The organism is Pseudomonas sp. FBCC-B1565 (assembly GCF_059133265.1).
On record NZ_CP101438.1, the window covers coordinates 5,357,388 to 5,374,198 of the forward strand.

Consider the following 16,811-nt stretch of genomic DNA (forward strand, 5'->3'; position numbering starts at 1 on the left):
CATCACGCCGAGCGCGTGGCGCCCTGGGCAGTGTTCAACGGCTGCAACTTGAACACGTAGAACAACACGGTCAGCAACACCAGGAACGCCGGGCCCACATACAGCGCCACGCGGGTATCCGGGAAGTACGCCATCAGGCCCACCACCAGCACCAGGAACGCCAGGGCCAGGTAGGAACTGACCGGGTACAACCACATGCGGTACTTGAGCCCTGCCCGTTCGGCGGGGCTCAGGCCTTTGCGGAATTTGAGCTGGGCCAGCAGGATCATCAGCCAGGTCCAGATCGCGCCGAACGTGGCGATGGAGGTGACCCACACAAAGACTTTTTCCGGCACCAGGTAGTTGAGCAACACGCCCAACAGCAAGGCGAAAATCGACAGCAGCAGCGCCTTGCGCGGCACACCGTTGCTGGAGGTCTGCCCGAACGTGGCCGGCGCCTGGCCATTCTGCGCCAGGCTGTAGAGCATGCGCCCGGTGCTGAAGATGCCGCCGTTGCATGACGACAGCGCCGCGGTGATCACCACGAAGTTGATGATGCCGGCGGCGGTCTTGATGCCCAGGCGTTCAAAGGTCATCACGAACGGGCTGCCCTGGGTGCCGATCTCGTTCCACGGGTATATCGACAGGATCACGAACAGCGCGCCCACGTAGAACAACAGGATGCGCCAGAACACCGAGCCGATGGCGCTGGGAATGGTCTTCTGCGGGTTCTTCGCCTCACCGGCGGTGAGGCCGATCATCTCCACGCCCAGGTAGGCGAACATCACCATCTGCAACGACATCAACACGCCCTGCACGCCATTGGGCATGAAGCCGCCGTGGGCCCACAGGTTGGAAATCCCCAGGGCCACGCCGTCATTGCCGAAGCCGAAGGCGATGATGCCGACGCCGCCGATGACCATGGCAATGATGGTGACGATCTTGATCAGGGCGAACCAGAATTCGAACTCACCGAACGCCTTGACCGCAATCAGGTTGATGGTGCCCATGCTGATCAGTGCAGCCAAGGCCCAGATCCAGCGCGGCGTATCCGGGAACCAGACGCCCATGTACACCGCCACGGCGGTAATTTCCGCGACGCACGTCACCAGCCACAAAAACCAGTAGTTCCAACCGGTGAGAAACCCTGCCAATGGGCCGAGATAGTCTTGGGCATAACGGCTGAACGAACCGGCGACCGGGTTGTGCACGGCCATCTCGCCGAGGGCGCGCATGATCACCAGGATCGCCAGGCCACCGATGATGTACGACAGCATGATCGCCGGGCCGGCCATTTCGATGGCCTTGGCCGAGCCGAGGAACAGGCCGACACCGATACAGGCGCCCAGCGCCATCAGACGGATATGCCGTTCACCGAGTTCGCGTTTGAGCGGGCCGCCTTGAGCGGTCTCGCCATGGGGCAGTGGGTTGCCGACTGGCATAGGGGTACAACCTCATTTTGTTATTGGATTGTCCGTCGAGTCTCCAGGACGCGGGCCGGTAAGCCTGTGTCCTTGCCGAGACCGGGGCCGCCTCATGGACGGGCCCTTCTTGCCAGGCAAGATCAGCGGGGCGTGCAGTATAAAAAGCCAGGAGCAGGGTCTTTCACTATAAAAGCGAGGCAATTTAGTGGAAGTGCCCGCCGGATTGCAATTTAACAGGAGCATCTGACCTGCATTGAGCGACAAAACGTCGCGTCGGGCAGCGTACTACGCAAGCATCAGAGGATTCTTACTCGAAAATCACATTTCCCTCACAAACAGCGCCCAGCGACTACGCTTCAAGCAAGTCCGATCAATCTGCGTGAATGGATCAATCGACTATGGGCGCACTGTGGCAAACCGAATCGACCAAGGCTGCGAAAGTACAAGGCAGTTCGGACACAGCGCCTTTACCCGAAAATAAACCCAGGCCACGCCATGGGCGTCGCCTGTTCGGGTTGATCGTATTGATGGCGTTGATCGCCCTGGGGTTTGCCGCCGCCAGGGAGATGCGCACCGCGCGCTTGCAGGCCCAGGAACTGAGCCGCCTGGCCCGCGACCTGACCTACGAGGTCAAGTCCGGCCCCAGCGATGCAATCGTCTATCCCGGTGCCGGCCCGTTCGATCGGCGCCTGGGCTACAGTGACCTCGACACCTTTTTGCCGCGCTTGCTCAAGCGCGGGTATGTGATCGAGGCCCAGGCGCGTTTTTCCCCGGCATTGATGGATTACAGCGCCAAGGGCCTGTTTGTGCCCTACGCCGAGAAAATCCAGGCCGGGTTGTCCATCACCGATTGCCGCGCCGTGCCGCTGTACCAATACGACTACCCGCAACAGTTGTACTCCAGCTTCACCGCCATCCCGCCACTGATCGTGAACAGCCTGCTGTTCATCGAAAACCGCGAGCTGCTCGACCCCGCCCAACCCCAGGCCAACCCCGCCGTGGACTGGCCGCGTTTCGCCAAGGCGGCCTGGTCGCAAGTCGCCAAGCTGTTGCACCTGCCCGGCCAGAGCGCCGGCGGCAGTACTTTGGCCACTCAACTGGAGAAATATCGCCACTCGCCGGATGGTCTGACCCTGTCCGGCGGGGAGAAACTGCGGCAGATGTTTTCCGCCGCCGTACGCGCTTACCACGACGGGCCTGAGACCTTGCCGGCGCGGCAGGACATTGTGCGTGACTACCTCAACAGCGTGCCGCTGTCGGCGGTGCCGGGGCACGGTGAAGTGCACGGCATGGCCGAGGGGTTGCGGGTGTGGTACGGCGCGGATTTCAACCAGGTCAACCAGGCGCTGGTCGGCCCCGTCAGCGCCCAGCAAGGCCTGGCCCTGCGTGAGGTGTTGTCACTGATCATCGCCCAGCGGCGCCCGTCGCATTACCTGGCCAAGGGCCGTGAAGAACTGGCACAACTCACCGACAGCCACCTGCGCCTCCTGGCCCAGAACGGTGTGATCGAACCGGCGTTGTTGCAGGCGGCGCTCAGCGCAAAAGTTACCTACCGCGACTGGCTGCAACAACCCACGGTGCAACCCATCGAGACCAACAAAGGTATCAGCGTCGCCCGTGGCCGTCTGGCCGCCCTGCTCGACCGACCGCTGTACGACCTCGATCGCCTTGACCTCTCGGCCACCAGCACCCTGCACGCGCAGTTGCAAAGCCAGGTCAGCGATTACCTCCGGCACCTGGCCGACCCCGAGTATGCCCGCCAGATCGGCCTGCTCGGCGAGCGCCTGCTCACCCCCGCCAGTACCGCCCAGGTGCGCTACAGCTTCACCCTGTTCGAACTGACCCCGGACGGTTCGCGGGTGCGGGTGCAGACCGACAACACCGACCAACCCTTCGATATCAACGAAGGCAGCAAGCTGGAGCTGGGCTCCACCGCCAAGCTGCGGGTACTCACCACCTACCTGCAAATCATCGCCGAGCTGCACGCCAAATACGCCGCACAAGCCCCCGCCGCGCTGAAAAAAATCACCGTCGACGACCAGGACCGCCTGAGTCGCTGGGCCCTCGACTACCTGATCCAGGCCCCGGACAAATCCCTAGCCGTGATGCTCGACGCGGCACTGGATCGCACCTACTCGGCCAGCCCCGGCGAGCGCTTCTTCACCGGCGGCGGCTTGCACAGCTTCCATAACTTTCGCAGCCAGGACAACGGACGCAGCCCGACCCTGCGCGACGCCTTGCGCGAATCGATCAACCTGCCGTTCATTCGGCTGATGCGCGACGTGGTGCGCTACGTCACCTATGCGGGCGAGAACAACAGCGCCGAGTTGCTCAAGGACGACAGCGACCCGCGCCGCCAGGAATACCTCGCCGGGTTCGCCGACCGCGAAGGCACCACGTTCCTGCGCAAGTTCTGGAAGAAATACCAGAAAAAAGACACCCAGGCCCGCCTCGACACCTTCCTCGACAGCCTGCGCCCCACGCCGATCCGCCTGGCCGCCGTGCACCGCTACCTGTTGCCCGCCGCCAGCCAGGAGAGCTTCAACCTGTTTGTGCGCTCACACCTGACCGGCGTCAAAAGCAACGAAAAGCTCACCGACGAACGCCTGCAAAAACTCTACAAGGACTACGGCCCCGGCACCTACGATTTGCCCGACCAAGGCTACATCGCCAAGGTGCATCCGCTGGACCTGTGGTTGCTCGGTTACTTGCTCAACCACCCCGAGGCGACATTCAGCGAGGTGGTCAAGGCCAGCCAGTTCGAACGCCAGGAGGTCTACAGCTGGCTGTTCAAGAGCCGCCACCAGAGTGCGCGCGACAGCCGCATTCGCACCATGCTGGAGATCGAGGCCTTCCTCGACATCCATCAGCGCTGGCAGGCCCTGGGTTACCCCTTCGATCACCTGGTGCCGTCCCTGGCGACCGCCATCGGCAGCTCCGGGGATCGCCCGGCAGCCCTGGCCGAGCTGATGGGGATCATCCTCAACGACGGCGTGCGCCCCAAGGTGTTGCGTATCGACAGCCTGCTATTTGCTGCCGACACCCCGTACGAAACGCACCTGGTCAACGACCCGGCCCCCGGCAAGCAGGTGATCCCGGTCGAGGTCGCCAGAGCCCTGCGCGCCGCTTTGTCCCAGGTGGTGGATGCCGGCACCGCCAAACGCGTCGCCGGCAGTTTCAAGCTGGCCGACGGCACGCCGCTGGCCATGGGTGGCAAGACCGGCACCGGCGATAACCGCATCGAAGCCATCGGCGCTGGTGGGCGGATCCTGAGTTCCAAGTCGATCAACCGCACCGCCACGTTTGTGTTCTATCTGGGCGAGCACCATTTCGGCACCTTGACCGCGTTTGTCCCCGGCCAGTCCGCCGAACATTTCACCTTCACTTCGGCCCTGCCGGTGCAGGTACTCAAGGGCATGGCGCCGTTGCTCATGCCTTACTTGCAGCCCGGCAGCCAGACCTTGTGCATACCGAGTACAGGCCTCGCGGCTGAATAGAGTTACATCCCTTAGAGAAACGTTCCGCGGATGACCGTTGGTCTGCTGTGCTTGCCCGGCTTATAAGATATATCTTAAGTTGTATCTTAGTAAGACAGGAGAACACAGAAATGAGAGAACATCACCCTCGCCACGAACGCCACGAACGCCACGAAGGCTTCGAAAAACACGGCGGCCGCGAACGCGGTGGCCGTGGCCCGCGGGTCTTTGCCCCCGGGGACCTCAAATTGCTGCTGCCGGCGCTCATCGCCGAGCAGCCATGCCATGGCTATGACCTGATCCGCCAGATCGAAAGCCTGTTCGACGGCGCCTACACCCCAAGTCCCGGGGTGATCTACCCCACGCTGACCTTTCTCGAAGAAAGCGAACTGATCAGCGGCGACACCGAAGGCGGAAAAAAACGCTACACAATCACCGACGCCGGTCGTCTCTTCTTAAGTGAGCAGACGGTTGCCCTCGACGGTATTCGCCTGCGCATGGACGTGAGCAAGCGCGCACTGCGCGGCCAGGACCGCCCGCCGGAAATCCACGAGGCGGTGCACAACCTGCGCCATGCCTTGCATTCGCACCACGGGCGCTGGAGCCCGGAAGAAATCGTGCGTGTCGCGGCGCTGCTCAATAGCACCGCCCAAGCCATTGTCGACGGGAAAAACCCATGAATACACAAACCATCCATCGCGTTACCCACGAAATCAAACGTCGCCGCCTGCAAGTACTGCGGGTGGTGGACATCACCCCACGCATGCGCCGCATCACCCTGGGCGGGCCGGAACTGGCCGGGTTTGTCAGCCTGGGCAGTGACGATCACATCAAGCTGCTGTTCCCCCAGAACGCCGCCGAACAGGCCGCCCTGGAAAGCCCGACGTTCGCCATCAAGGGCGACGGGCCGCAACCGGCCATGCGCGACTACACGCCGCGGCGTTTCGACCTGGACATCGGTGAACTGGATATCGACTTCGTACTGCACGGCGACGGCCCTGCGTCGACCTGGGCCGAGCAGGCCAAGGTCGGCCAACACCTGTATATCGGTGGGCCACGGGGCTCGATGATCGTGCCGGATATCTTCGACAGCTACCTGCTGATCGGCGATGAAACAGCCACCCCGGCCATCGCGCGTCGCCTGGAAGAGTTGCCGGCCGGGCGCAGCGTGCTGGCCGTGATCGAGATCGCCAACGCGGGCGAAAAGCAGGCGCTGCAAAGTGCTGCCGAGGTCGAGGTGATCTGGGTGATTCGTGGCCAGGATGACCTGCTCGACACCGTGCGCAAACTGACGCTGCCCAGTGGCTCGCTGTACAGCTTCGTGGCGACCGAAACCAAGCTGTCACGCCAGGTACGCCGCGTGTTGCTGGACACGCACCAGATCAATGAGGCGTTCCTCAAGGCCGTCGGTTACTGGCGCGCCGAAGGCAGCGAAGAAGAGTGAATCAGGGCTGGGGCTTGATGAGCTTGTCCAGCCCCACCACTGCCAGTGCAATCGCGATAAACCCCGCCAGAATGCCCCCCGCGTTCACGAATACCTGTGGATAACCGAGGGTGCCCACATCAATGAACGGGTACTGATACTGCCCGAGCAAATCCCCCCGCAGCAGCACATAGGCGAAGTACACCAGCGGGTAACTCACCCAGCCGCCGATGTGCTTGAGGTGCAGGTTGCCCTTGGGCACACACCGCCACCAGTAGATAAAAAACAGCACGGGCATCACGTCGTGCAGCAACTCGTCGGCGATGAACTGGAAGCCTTCGGGTTGCCACAAATGCCGCAACAACAGGCTGTACGCCAGGCCCACCACCACGATGCTCACGGTGATCCCACTGCTGATGCCAGGCGCGAGGAAAAACCGCTTGGCGGGTGAATCGCGCTTCACCAGCGCATAGCTCAACACCACCACGGCGAGAGTGTTGGTGAGCACGGTGAAGAAACTGAAAAAGTTGACCAGCCCACCCAGCAGGCTGGCGCCGGACGTCCAGCGCGAATAGAAAATCAGGTATTGCTGAATCACCAACCCGACCCAACCGGCCAGCGCCGCCGCTGCAACGAACCGCTTCATGGGATCAATCCAGCGGGCGTTTGGTGCGCATCAGTTTCACATACAACCCTTCGACTTTTTCCCGCGCCCACGGGGTTTTGCGCAAGAACGTGAGGCTCGACTTGATGCTCGGGTCGCTCTTGAAGCAGCGCACATCAATGCGTTCGGCCAGGCCTGCCCATTCGTAATGTTCCACCAGGGTGGTGAGGACGTGTTGCAGAGTCACGCCGTGGAGAGGGTCGTTGCTTGTCGCGGTCATGCCAGGCCTTTAAAAAGAGATCACACAGCTGCGCACTTTAGCACGATCAAAAAAGTTCCCGTTTGCATCGAAAAAGAGATGTTATATTGTAACTATAAATCTCTAATCATTTCGCCGTTTTACCAAGGAATGTCCGATGTCCCGTTCTTCTCTGTGGCGCTTGACCCCGCTTGCCGCCGCCCTGCTGATCTGCTCCGAAGCCCATGCCCTTGAACTGCAACCCCAAGTCATCACCGGCAACCCGCTGGGCAGCGAGCAACTCGCCTCGCCGACCACCGTACTGGAAGGCGATGACCTGACCCTGCAACAAAAAGGCAGCCTCGGCGAAACCCTGAACAAGCAGCCCGGCGTGTCGTCGTCGTACTTTGGCCCAGGCGCCAGCCGGCCGATCATTCGCGGGCAGGATGGCGACCGCATTCGTATCCTGCGCAATGGCGTGGGCGCGCTGGATGCGTCGTCGCTGTCCTACGACCACGCGGTGCCGCTGGACCCGGTCAACGTGGATCGCATTGAAATCGTGCGCGGCCCGGCGGCGCTGTTGTACGGCGGCAGCGCCATCGGTGGCGTGGTCAACACCTTCGACAACCGCATCCCCACCGAAGCCATCGAAGGCATCCACGGTGCCGGTGAATTGCGCTACGGCGGCGCCGACACCACGCGCAGCAGCGCCGGCAAGCTGGAAGCCGGCAACGGCACGTTCGCCTTGCACCTGGACGCCAACGCGCGGGAATTCAACGACCTGAAAATCCCCGGCCAGGCGCGCAGCCGCCACGCCCCGGCAACCGACGACGCCCCCGGCAAGAACGGCCGCCTGGGCAACAGCGACGGACGCCAGGACGGCGGTGCCGTGGGCGGTTCCTACACCTGGGACGACGGTTATGCCGGGTTGTCCTACAGCAACTACGACGCCAACTACGGCTCCCCTGCCGAGCAGGATGTGCGTATCCGCATGAAGCAGGATCACTACGCCTTCGCCTCGGAGATCCGCAACCTGCAGGGCCCATTCACCTCGGTGAAACTCGACGCGGGCTACACCGACTACGAGCACCGCGAAATCGAAGGCGGCCAGACCGGTACGATCTTCAAGAACAAGGGTTATGAAGCCCGCGTGGAAGCGCGCCACCAGCCGATCGGCCCGCTCGATGGCGTGGTGGGCGCGCAAGTGACCCGCAACGAGTTCTCGGCCCTCGGCGAAGAAGCCTTCGTGCCGCAGACCGACACCAACGCCGGCGCGCTGTTTATCCTCGAAGAAATGCAGGCCACCGAGCGCCTCAAACTGAGCCTCGGCGGGCGCTTGGAACACACCAGCGTCGACCCGGATGCCAAGGGCAATGCGCGTTTTGCCAATGCCGACAAGTCCAATGACTTCACCGCCGGCAGCGTGTCTTCGGGTGCGGTCTACACCCTCACACCCGTGTGGTCCGTCGCCGCCACCCTGGGCTACACCGAGCGCGCACCGACCTTCTACGAGCTGTATGCCAACGGCGCCCACGTCGCCACCGGCACCTATGAGCTGGGCGATGCCAACCTGAAGAAAGAAAAGGCCGTGTCCAGCGACCTGGCGCTGCGCTTTGACAATGGCACCCACAAGGGCAGCTTCGGGGTGTTCTACAGCCGCTTCTCCAACTACATCGGCTTGCTGGGCACAGGGCGTACGTTGAACGACGAAGGTGAAGCAGACGCAGCAGGCATCCCGGAATACGAGTACTCGGGTGTGCGTGCACGCTTCGCCGGCTTTGAAGCCCAGGATCACTGGAAGCTTGGCGAAAGCGCCTACGGTAAGTTCGCGCTGGAACTGTCGGGCGACTACACCCGTGCGACCAACCTCGACACCGGCGAAGCCCTCCCGCGTATCGCACCGTTGCGCTTGAGCAGCGGCTTGCTATGGGAACTGGACCGCTGGCAGGCGCGTATCGATGTGGAACACGCGGCAGGCCAGGGTCGCGTGCCGGATAACGAAAGCGGCACCGATGGCTATACAACCCTCGGCGCCAGCATGGGTTATCACTTCAATATGGGTGGCAGCCAGTGGCTGGCGTTCGTGAACGGCGAGAACCTGACCAACCAGACCGTGCGCTATGCCAGCTCGATCCTGCGCGATATTGCGCCGGCACCGGGGCGCAGCGTGCAGTTCGGCGTACGCACCACCTTCTAAAAACCCCGCAAAGCCACTCTGTTGGTCTGCTGTGGCGAGCGGGCTTGTTGTGGCGAGCGGGCTTGTTGTGGCGAGCGGGCTTGCCCCGCGTTGGGCTGCGCAGCAGCCCCAAAACCAGTCACTGAGTCTTTCTCAAAGAATGCGGTGAATTGACAGGGGGCTGCTTCGCAGCCCTACGCGGGGCAAGCCCGCTCGCCACAACAAGCCCGCTCGCCACAGGGCAGGGTTTCATGAAGCCAACGTTGCAGCGACTATCTGTCACTGTTACCAAATCTGAAATGATGCATCTTGCGATTTACGCTTTCTCTCGACGCCCGCTCCCTTTATCCTTGCCGCAACAAACTGAAACGTTTCACGCCCTCGGTCGACCTCATCTTGCTGATTATTCCCACCTGCAAAGACAGCGCTGTCTTACCCCGGCCTGCGCCTGGGAATAAATCGCCCGCCTGTGGATAACCCCACTTATCCCCAGAAAAACCGAATTAACGCTGAACCAAGCCCGCGCCGAATCGTCATCTACAGTGAAGCACGGGGTTACATAATTCCAACGTCACGGAGAAACACACTATGAGCACTGATGGTGCTTCGAGCCCAAGCCGCCTGCTGCCCAGGTTGCTAGGCGTCTTGCTGCTGATCATGGGCCTGGCCTTGCTGGCCGGGGGTATCAAGCTGACGATGCTCGGCGGGTCGTTGTACTACCTGCTGGCCGGTATCGGCATCACCCTCACCGGCGTCCTGCTGCTGGCCACCCGCCGCGCTGCGCTGGGCCTTTACGCGCTGGTGCTGTTCGCCAGTACCCTGTGGGCCCTGTGGGAAGTCGGCCTGGACTGGTGGCAGTTGGTGCCGCGCCTGGCGCTGCTGTTCGCCCTGGGTATCGTCATGCTGCTCCCGTGGTTTCGCCGTCCGTTGCTGCGTGGCCAGCCTGCCCCGCTGGGCACTGGCGCGCTGAGCGTGGCTGTGGTGCTGGCGGGTGCTACCGCCCTGGCCAGCCAGTTCACCAACCCGGGTGAGATGGTCAAGACCGGCCAACTGGACCGCGATGCGGTGCCAGGCATGGCCAGCGCTGCGCCGTCCCAGGCCGATGGCGACTGGAACTCCTACGGCCGTTCGGCCTACGGTGACCGCTACTCACCGCTGGCGCAGATCACCCCGGAAAACGCCCACAAGCTGGTGCCGGCGTGGACCTACCGCACCGGTGACATCCCTGGCCCGAATGATCCAGGCGAGACCACCGCGGAAAACACACCGCTGAAAGTCAACGGTATGCTCTACGTGTGCACCCCGCACAGCCAGGTGATTGCCCTCGACCCGGACACCGGCAAGGAAATCTGGCGCTTCGATCCGAAGATCAGCAGCCAGGGTGCCGAGAACTTCAAAGGCTGGGCGCACATGACTTGCCGTGGTGTGTCGTATCACGATGACGCCGCCTACGCTTCCGAGCAGAGCCCCACCGGCAGCGCCAGCCCGGCTGCCGCACCGAACACCTGCCCGAAACGCATCTTCGTGCCGACCGCCGACACCCGTCTGATCGCCCTCAACGCCGACACCGGCAAGATGTGCGAAGACTTCGGTGACAAAGGCCAGGTCGACCTGCGTGCCAACATCGGCAGCTTCGCCCCAGGCGGTTACTACTCCACCTCGCCACCGGCCGTGACCAAGAATCTGGTGGTGATCGGCGGCCACGTGACCGACAACGTCTCCACCGACGAGCCAAGCGGCGTGATCCGCGCGTTCGACGTGCACACCGGCAAGCTGGTGTGGAACTGGGACAGCGGCAACCCGGACGACACCACCCCGTTGGCAGAGGGCAAGACTTACACCCGCAACTCGCCGAACATGTGGTCCATGTTCGCCGTGGATGAAAAACTCGGCATGCTCTACTTGCCGATGGGCAACCAGATGCCCGACCAATACGGCGGCGACCGTACCGAAGACTCGGAAAAATACAGCGCGGGCCTCACCGCCCTGGACATCGACAGCGGCCACGTGAAATGGACCTTCCAGTTCACTCACCATGACCTGTGGGACATGGACGTAGGCGGCCAGCCGTCGCTGATCGACATCAAGACCGAAGCCGGCGTGAAGCAAGCGGTGATGGCGTCGACCAAACAAGGCAGCATCTACGTGCTGGACCGCGCCACCGGCCAACCGGTCGTGCCGATCCACGAAGTGGCCGTGCCGCAAGGCGCCGTCGCCGGCGACCACACCTCGCCAACCCAACCGAAGTCGGACCTGAACTTCATGCCGCCGCCGCTCAAAGAGCGTGACATGTGGGGCGTGACACCGTTCGACCAACTGCTGTGCCGCATCGATTTCAAATCCATGCGCTACGACGGTGCGTTCACCCCGCCATCGCTGCAAGGTTCGATCGTTTACCCGGGCAACTTCGGCGTGTTCGACTGGGGTGGCATTTCCGTCGACCCGGTGCGCCAGATCGCCTTCGTGAACCCGAGCTACATGGCGTTCAAGTCCAAGCTGATCCCGGCCGCCGACATCGCCAAGCAAGGCCCGCGTGTCAGCGAAACCGAGGGCGTGCAGCCAAACAAAGGCGCGCCGTACGGCGTGATCCTCGAAGCCATGCTGTCGCCAATGGGCCTGCCGTGCCAGGCACCGGCATGGGGTTATGTGGCCGCGGTCGACCTGACCACCCACAAAACCATCTGGATGCACAAGAACGGCACCGTGCGTGACAGCTCGCCGGTTCCAGTCCCACTGACCATGGGCGTGCCTAGCCTGGGGGGCACCTTCACCACTGCCGGTGGCGTGGCGTTCCTCAGCGGCACCCTCGACCAGTACCTGCGCGCCTACGACGTGAAAAACGGCAAGCAACTGTGGGAAGGTCGCCTGCCAGCCGGCGCGCAGACCACCCCGATGACCTACACCGGCAAGGACGGCAAGCAGTACGTGCTGGTCATGGCCGGCGGTCACGGTTCCCTGGGCACCAAGCAGGGTGACTATGTGATGGCGTTCAAACTGCCGGAATAAGCGACACCGGCATGAGGACTGTAAGTGTGGGAGGGGGCTTGCCCCCGATTGCTGAGTGTCAGTCAATGCATTTGTGACTGAACCACCGCTATCGGGGGCAAGCCCCCTCCCACATTTTTATCTGGGTAGTTTTGGGGATCAGTGTTCGATCACATCCCCGCGCATCACGGCCAACCGTGCAATCAAGCGGTTTTGCACCGGTACCGAGATCCCCTCGCTGTCCATCGCCTTGATCAAATCCTCCACCAACGCATTGAAGTCACTGCGGCTCACATTCTGCCCCTTGTGACTCTCCGCCATGCTATCCCCGGTATAAGTGCACGGCCCGCCCGCTTCCACACAGAACTGCTCGATCAATTTGTTGCGCAGGCGCTGTACATCAATGCGCCGGAAGCGTTCGACGATGCGCTCATCCCGGGCGATGTTGAGCAACATGCCCTCCACGATCCGCGTGATGCCGGGCATGGCGCCGAGGTCGCGATAGAGGCTGTCGTCCTTGGGCGGTTGCTGGGCGCAGGCGCTGAGTAGCAGGGCGAAAACCAGTGGTAAACAGCGCATCAGAAACTCCCCTGCACCGACAAATACGTGCCGTTCTGGTGGTCCAGCGTGGCGATTTCGCCAAGCCGTGCATAAGCCAATACGAACGACACATGCTTGTTGGGGAAGTACCCCACGAACACATCCGCCCAATCACTTTCGCCGGCAAACGACAGGTTGTCGGGCTTCTCACGGTACTCCACGCCCACCGCCCAGCGCGGGTTGAGCAGCAATGCCAGCGAGCCTTCCTTGAGCAGGCTGCGAGTGTCGCGGCGGTCGCCGCCAAAGCCAAGCAAGCCGGTTTCATTGGCGCGGCTGTAGCGCAGGCTGCCGTTGACCAGCACGTTGTAGCCAAACGCGGCGCCCATGAACAGGCGGCTGGCGGCCAGGTAGCCGTCGACGTCGCTGTCGCGCTTGGCGCCCACCAGGCTGGGGATAGCAAAGTTCGTCTGGTGCTTGTATTCCAGGCCCAGGGAGACCTGGGGCAACGCATCGTAGATCACATCACCGAACAGGCGCACTTTGAGGCCGAGTACGTCCTGGCCCAGGTTGTCCTCGGGCAGATTGAGCTTATGCACCAGGCTGCCGAGGTCGAAGCGCTGGTGGGCGAAAGACGCCTCGACGCGGTTGTCATAGGCAAGCGCCAGCCCGGCCACGTCCAGCCGATAATCCGGCAGGTTGACCGTGGTCGCGAACGCCGTGGCGCCCCACTCGTGTTGTTCGCCATATCCGGCCAAAACCGCCCAGGGTGTGATCCCTCCGCCCGCCACGCCTTCCAGGCTGCTGGCGCCGCCGGTAGCGATCAGGCGGCCGTTATCGGCCAGTGCCGTTTGCAGGGTCAGTGCGCCAAGGCAACCGATCAGGAAAGAAAAACGCACCGTCATGCCACTCAATGAACCAGGGAAGTTTGCGCACTGAGCGGCAAGGCCACCCAGGCTTCGAAGGCGTCGGCACTCAAGGGCCGGCTGATCAGGTACCCCTGGGCCGTGTCGCACTGCCAGCGCTCCAGCAGGCGCAGGCTATGGGCATATTCGACGCCCTCGGCAACCACTTTGAGGCCCAGGTTGTGGCTCATCTCGATGGTGGAGCGCACGATCACTGCGTCTTCACTGGTTTCATCGAGGTTGCGCACAAAGGATTGGTCGATCTTCAACTCTTGCACCGGCAGGCGCTTGAGGTGCGCCAGTGACGAATAGCCGGTGCCGAAGTCATCCACCGACAGGCCGATGCCGCAGTCACGCAGCAGGTTGAGCACCTTGAGGGCTTTTTCCGGCTCGCGCATCACCGCGCTTTCGGTGATTTCGAACAGCAATTGGTCAGCCGGCAAACCGTAGCGACGCAGCAATGCCGAGACTCGATGGGCCAGTTCATCGCCGAGCAGATCGTCCGCCGAGATGTTCAGCGACAGTTGCAACGACAGGCCACGGCGGTTCCATTCACACAACTGGCGAATGCCCTCCTCGATCACCCATTGGGTCAGCAACTGGATACTGCCCGAGCGCTCGGCCAGGGGGATGAACTCAGCCGGCGAGACCATGCCGAACTGCGGGTGCTGCCAGCGCAACAGCGCTTCGGCCTGGCGCACATGGCCCTGGCGAATATCCAGCTTGGGCTGGTAGTGCAGCAACAGTTGGCCCTGGTTGGCCGCGTGGCGCAGGTCACGGATCAGGGTGATCTGACGGCGGTGCGCAAGGTCGCGCCCCTGCTCGTAGATTTGCAGGCGGCCGGGCATTTGCGCGGCGTCCTTCATGGCGATGGCAGCGCGCTCCAGCAAGGTGTGCGCGCTTTCGCCATCAGCCGGGTACGCCGCGATACCCAGACGGCAGTCCAGCGCCAGGTCATGGCCGTTGATGCGCTGGGGGCGCAGCAGCAGCTGTTGCAGTTTGTCGGCCATGCCCACCGCCTCGTCGCTGCCCGCACCTTCGAGCAGCAGCAGGAATTCATCGGCGATCAAGTGCGCCAGGGTATCGCCAGGACGCAACGCCGCCTGCAGGCGTTGGCTCACGGTCATCAGCAATTGGTCCACCGCTTCGGGGCCGGCGGTTTCGCTGGCGGCGCGCAGGTTGTCGATGCCCAGGTAGATCAAGGCCATCGGGCGTTGCAGGGCAATCGAACTGCCCAGGCGCTCCATGGCCAGCGTACGGTTCGGCAGGCCGGTAAGACGATCATGCAAGGCATTGTGCGCCAACTGTTGTTCGCGCTCAGCAATGCCGCTTTGCATCGCATTGACCGCCAGGGCCAGGCGCCCCAGTTCATCACTGCGCGCCAGCAGCACCGGGGTCTGATAGTTGCCGCTACCGATGCGCTCGGCCGCCTGCGCCAGGGCCTGCACTGGCCGCGACACCGTGCGCGCCAGCAGCAACGCACCGATCAACGAAGCGATCAGCGCGACCAGGGCAATCCCCAGGATCTTTTCATCCAGCGGCACAAAGGCCTGCATCGCTGCATCCAGCGGGCTTTGCAACAGGGCCAGGACTTTGCCGTTTTCATCACTGGCCAACACCAGGGATTGGCTGAGGAAGCTGTGTTCAAGATGATCGGTGGTGGACACGCCACGGCGCGTCGAGTCGCCCTGCATCAGCGCGCTGATGCTCTGGCGCAGTGCCTGCGGCTGAGTGCTGACCAGCTCGCCGGGGCGGTCATGGTCAATTGCCAGGAACGAGACTTCCAGGTTGCTCAACGAGCGCAACTCATCGGCAAACGCCGCGTCCATGCTGAACCCCATCACCACCCGCGCTATCGGCAGCGGCGCCAGCACCGAGGCTTCGACCAACAGATGCGGCTCGCCCTGCAACGGCACCATCAGCATCGCCTGGCGATTGCGCTTGGCCTCACGCAAGGCCTGGTCGTAGCGAAAGGTCGAGCCCTCGGGGACTTCCGCCAGGGTGCTGGCCAGGACTTTGCCGTCCATGCCCAGCAGGATCATGTCGCTGGCGTTGATGCGCTTGCCGTGGTTGAGCAGCACCGAGCGCAGGGTTGCCGAATCGCCACTAGCGACGGCATCGCGAAAACCGAAGTCAGCCGCCAACAACTGCACGCCATCGGCCAGGCGCCGACCGCGTGTGTCGAGCAAGCGCTCGAATACCCGCGTGCCCACATCCAGCTGGGCCAGAGCCTGGCCGTGGACCGCCGAACGGGTCGCAGCCTTGACGCTGAAATACAGCGCGCCGATCACCACCAGTGACAGCACGATCAGCACGCAGGCGACCCGCGCCTGAAAACTACTGCGCAGTTTCACGGGCGGCTCGATTGAAGGCATCGCCAAAGGCGCTGGGCGGCGGCGGCAAATCCGCCGGTGCGGGTTCCAGACTCAACGTCACACGATGGCTGAGACCAGCAGCAGGAATGTGCAAGGTGCCGCCATCGAGCGGCTGCATATCGGCCAGTTGCGGGTGCCACAAGGTGAGGTGGTAGTCACCGGCCGGCAGCTGTTCCAGGCGCACCCGACCCTGGGCATCGCTGACGCCGAAGCGCGGGTCGTCGGTGACGTAGATATAGCCGAGCATCCAGTCATGGATATTGCAGCCGAGCACCACCACGCCGGGCTTGTCGAACAGCAGCGGGTCAGTGGGCGTACCTTCGTAAAGTCGCAGTTCGAAGCGCTTGGCGGCGGAGAACGAATACACCTGATGACGAATATTGTCGCTGTTGGGGAAGCGCACCTGCGTACCGGTATGCACCGCCAGCACATGGGGCGCGAAGCGCTGACCGCGCTGGTCCATGTCGGCCTTGAGCACGCCTTGCGGCGCCTCGGCTGGGCCTTGCAAGGTTACTACCGCATCGGCAACAGGTTGACCATCGGCCTGCTGGGCCAGCATCTCAAGCGTCGCCGCCGACGCAGGACCGACCATCGCCAGCAACAGCGCAGTACGAAGTAACGAATGAAGTATCCAAGCCATGGTCGATCCGCAAGAAGTGGGCTAAAAGAGCGGCCAGCCTTGGCACGGA

12 protein-coding genes are annotated in these 16,811 nt (G+C 62.8%); 5 read left to right on the plus strand and 7 right to left on the minus strand.

Annotated elements, in window-relative coordinates:
- Positions 1-2 precede the first annotated feature (2 nt).
- Positions 3-1,421, minus strand: coding sequence for an amino acid permease (locus NL123_RS24815; protein ID WP_092241013.1), 1,419 nt, complete (start codon positions 1,419-1,421; stop codon positions 3-5).
- Positions 1,422-1,801: 380 nt separating this feature from the next.
- Between NL123_RS24815 and NL123_RS24820 the strand changes: the two genes are divergently transcribed.
- The 3 genes from NL123_RS24820 (at position 1,802) to NL123_RS24830 (ending at position 6,323) form a co-directional block, all read left to right on the plus strand.
- Entirely contained in the window at positions 1,802-4,900 is a 3,099-nt protein-coding gene (locus NL123_RS24820) for a transglycosylase domain-containing protein (protein ID WP_494356551.1), read from the plus strand.
- Between the two features lie 110 nt (positions 4,901-5,010).
- The gene (locus NL123_RS24825; protein WP_494356552.1) at positions 5,011-5,559 is read left to right on the plus strand and encodes a PadR family transcriptional regulator; all 549 of its coding nucleotides are present in this window, start codon (positions 5,011-5,013) and stop codon (positions 5,557-5,559) included.
- Positions 5,556-6,323 (plus strand): siderophore-interacting protein, encoded by a 768-nt coding sequence (locus NL123_RS24830; RefSeq protein WP_494356553.1) that lies wholly within the window; start codon positions 5,556-5,558, stop codon positions 6,321-6,323. Before NL123_RS24825 ends, NL123_RS24830 begins: the two co-directional genes overlap by 4 nt.
- Position 6,324: 1 nt before the next feature.
- Here the strand turns inward: NL123_RS24830 and NL123_RS24835 are convergent, their stop codons facing one another.
- Both NL123_RS24835 and NL123_RS24840 read right to left on the minus strand, forming a co-directional pair.
- Complete coding sequence (locus NL123_RS24835; RefSeq protein ID WP_494356554.1) at positions 6,325-6,948, minus strand: Pr6Pr family membrane protein; 624 nt, start codon at positions 6,946-6,948, stop codon at positions 6,325-6,327.
- 4 nt (positions 6,949-6,952) lie between these two features.
- Positions 6,953-7,186, minus strand: coding sequence for a VF530 family protein (locus NL123_RS24840; protein WP_048720273.1), 234 nt, complete (start codon positions 7,184-7,186; stop codon positions 6,953-6,955).
- Between the two features lie 136 nt (positions 7,187-7,322).
- Between NL123_RS24840 and NL123_RS24845 the strand changes: the two genes are divergently transcribed.
- Together NL123_RS24845 and NL123_RS24850 are read left to right on the plus strand one after the other, a co-directional pair.
- Positions 7,323-9,341: a TonB-dependent receptor gene (locus NL123_RS24845; protein WP_494356555.1), complete on the plus strand. Its 2,019-nt coding sequence runs from the start codon at positions 7,323-7,325 to the stop codon at positions 9,339-9,341.
- 567 nt (positions 9,342-9,908) lie between these two features.
- Positions 9,909-12,326 (plus strand): glucose/quinate/shikimate family membrane-bound PQQ-dependent dehydrogenase, encoded by a 2,418-nt coding sequence (locus NL123_RS24850; protein WP_494356556.1) that lies wholly within the window; start codon positions 9,909-9,911, stop codon positions 12,324-12,326.
- A 138-nt stretch (positions 12,327-12,464) separates the two neighbouring features.
- Here NL123_RS24850 and NL123_RS24855 read toward each other — a convergent pair whose 3' ends face one another.
- Genes NL123_RS24855 through NL123_RS24870 form a run of 4 tightly spaced genes read right to left on the minus strand, consistent with a single transcriptional unit; the run spans position 12,465 to position 16,762 of the window.
- Entirely contained in the window at positions 12,465-12,884 is a 420-nt protein-coding gene (locus NL123_RS24855; protein ID WP_494356557.1) for a group I truncated hemoglobin, read from the minus strand.
- The gene (locus tag NL123_RS24860) at positions 12,884-13,747 is read right to left on the minus strand and encodes a DUF3034 family protein (protein WP_494356558.1); all 864 of its coding nucleotides are present in this window, start codon (positions 13,745-13,747) and stop codon (positions 12,884-12,886) included. The genes NL123_RS24855 and NL123_RS24860 overlap by 1 nt, the downstream gene beginning before the upstream one ends.
- Before the next feature lie 5 nt (positions 13,748-13,752).
- On the minus strand, positions 13,753-16,101 hold the full coding sequence (locus NL123_RS24865) for a putative bifunctional diguanylate cyclase/phosphodiesterase (protein WP_494356559.1): 2,349 nt from the start codon (positions 16,099-16,101) through the stop codon (positions 13,753-13,755).
- Entirely contained in the window at positions 16,085-16,762 is a 678-nt protein-coding gene (locus tag NL123_RS24870; protein WP_494356560.1) for a methylamine utilization protein, read from the minus strand. Before NL123_RS24870 ends, NL123_RS24865 begins: the two co-directional genes overlap by 17 nt.
- Positions 16,763-16,811 lie beyond the last annotated feature (49 nt).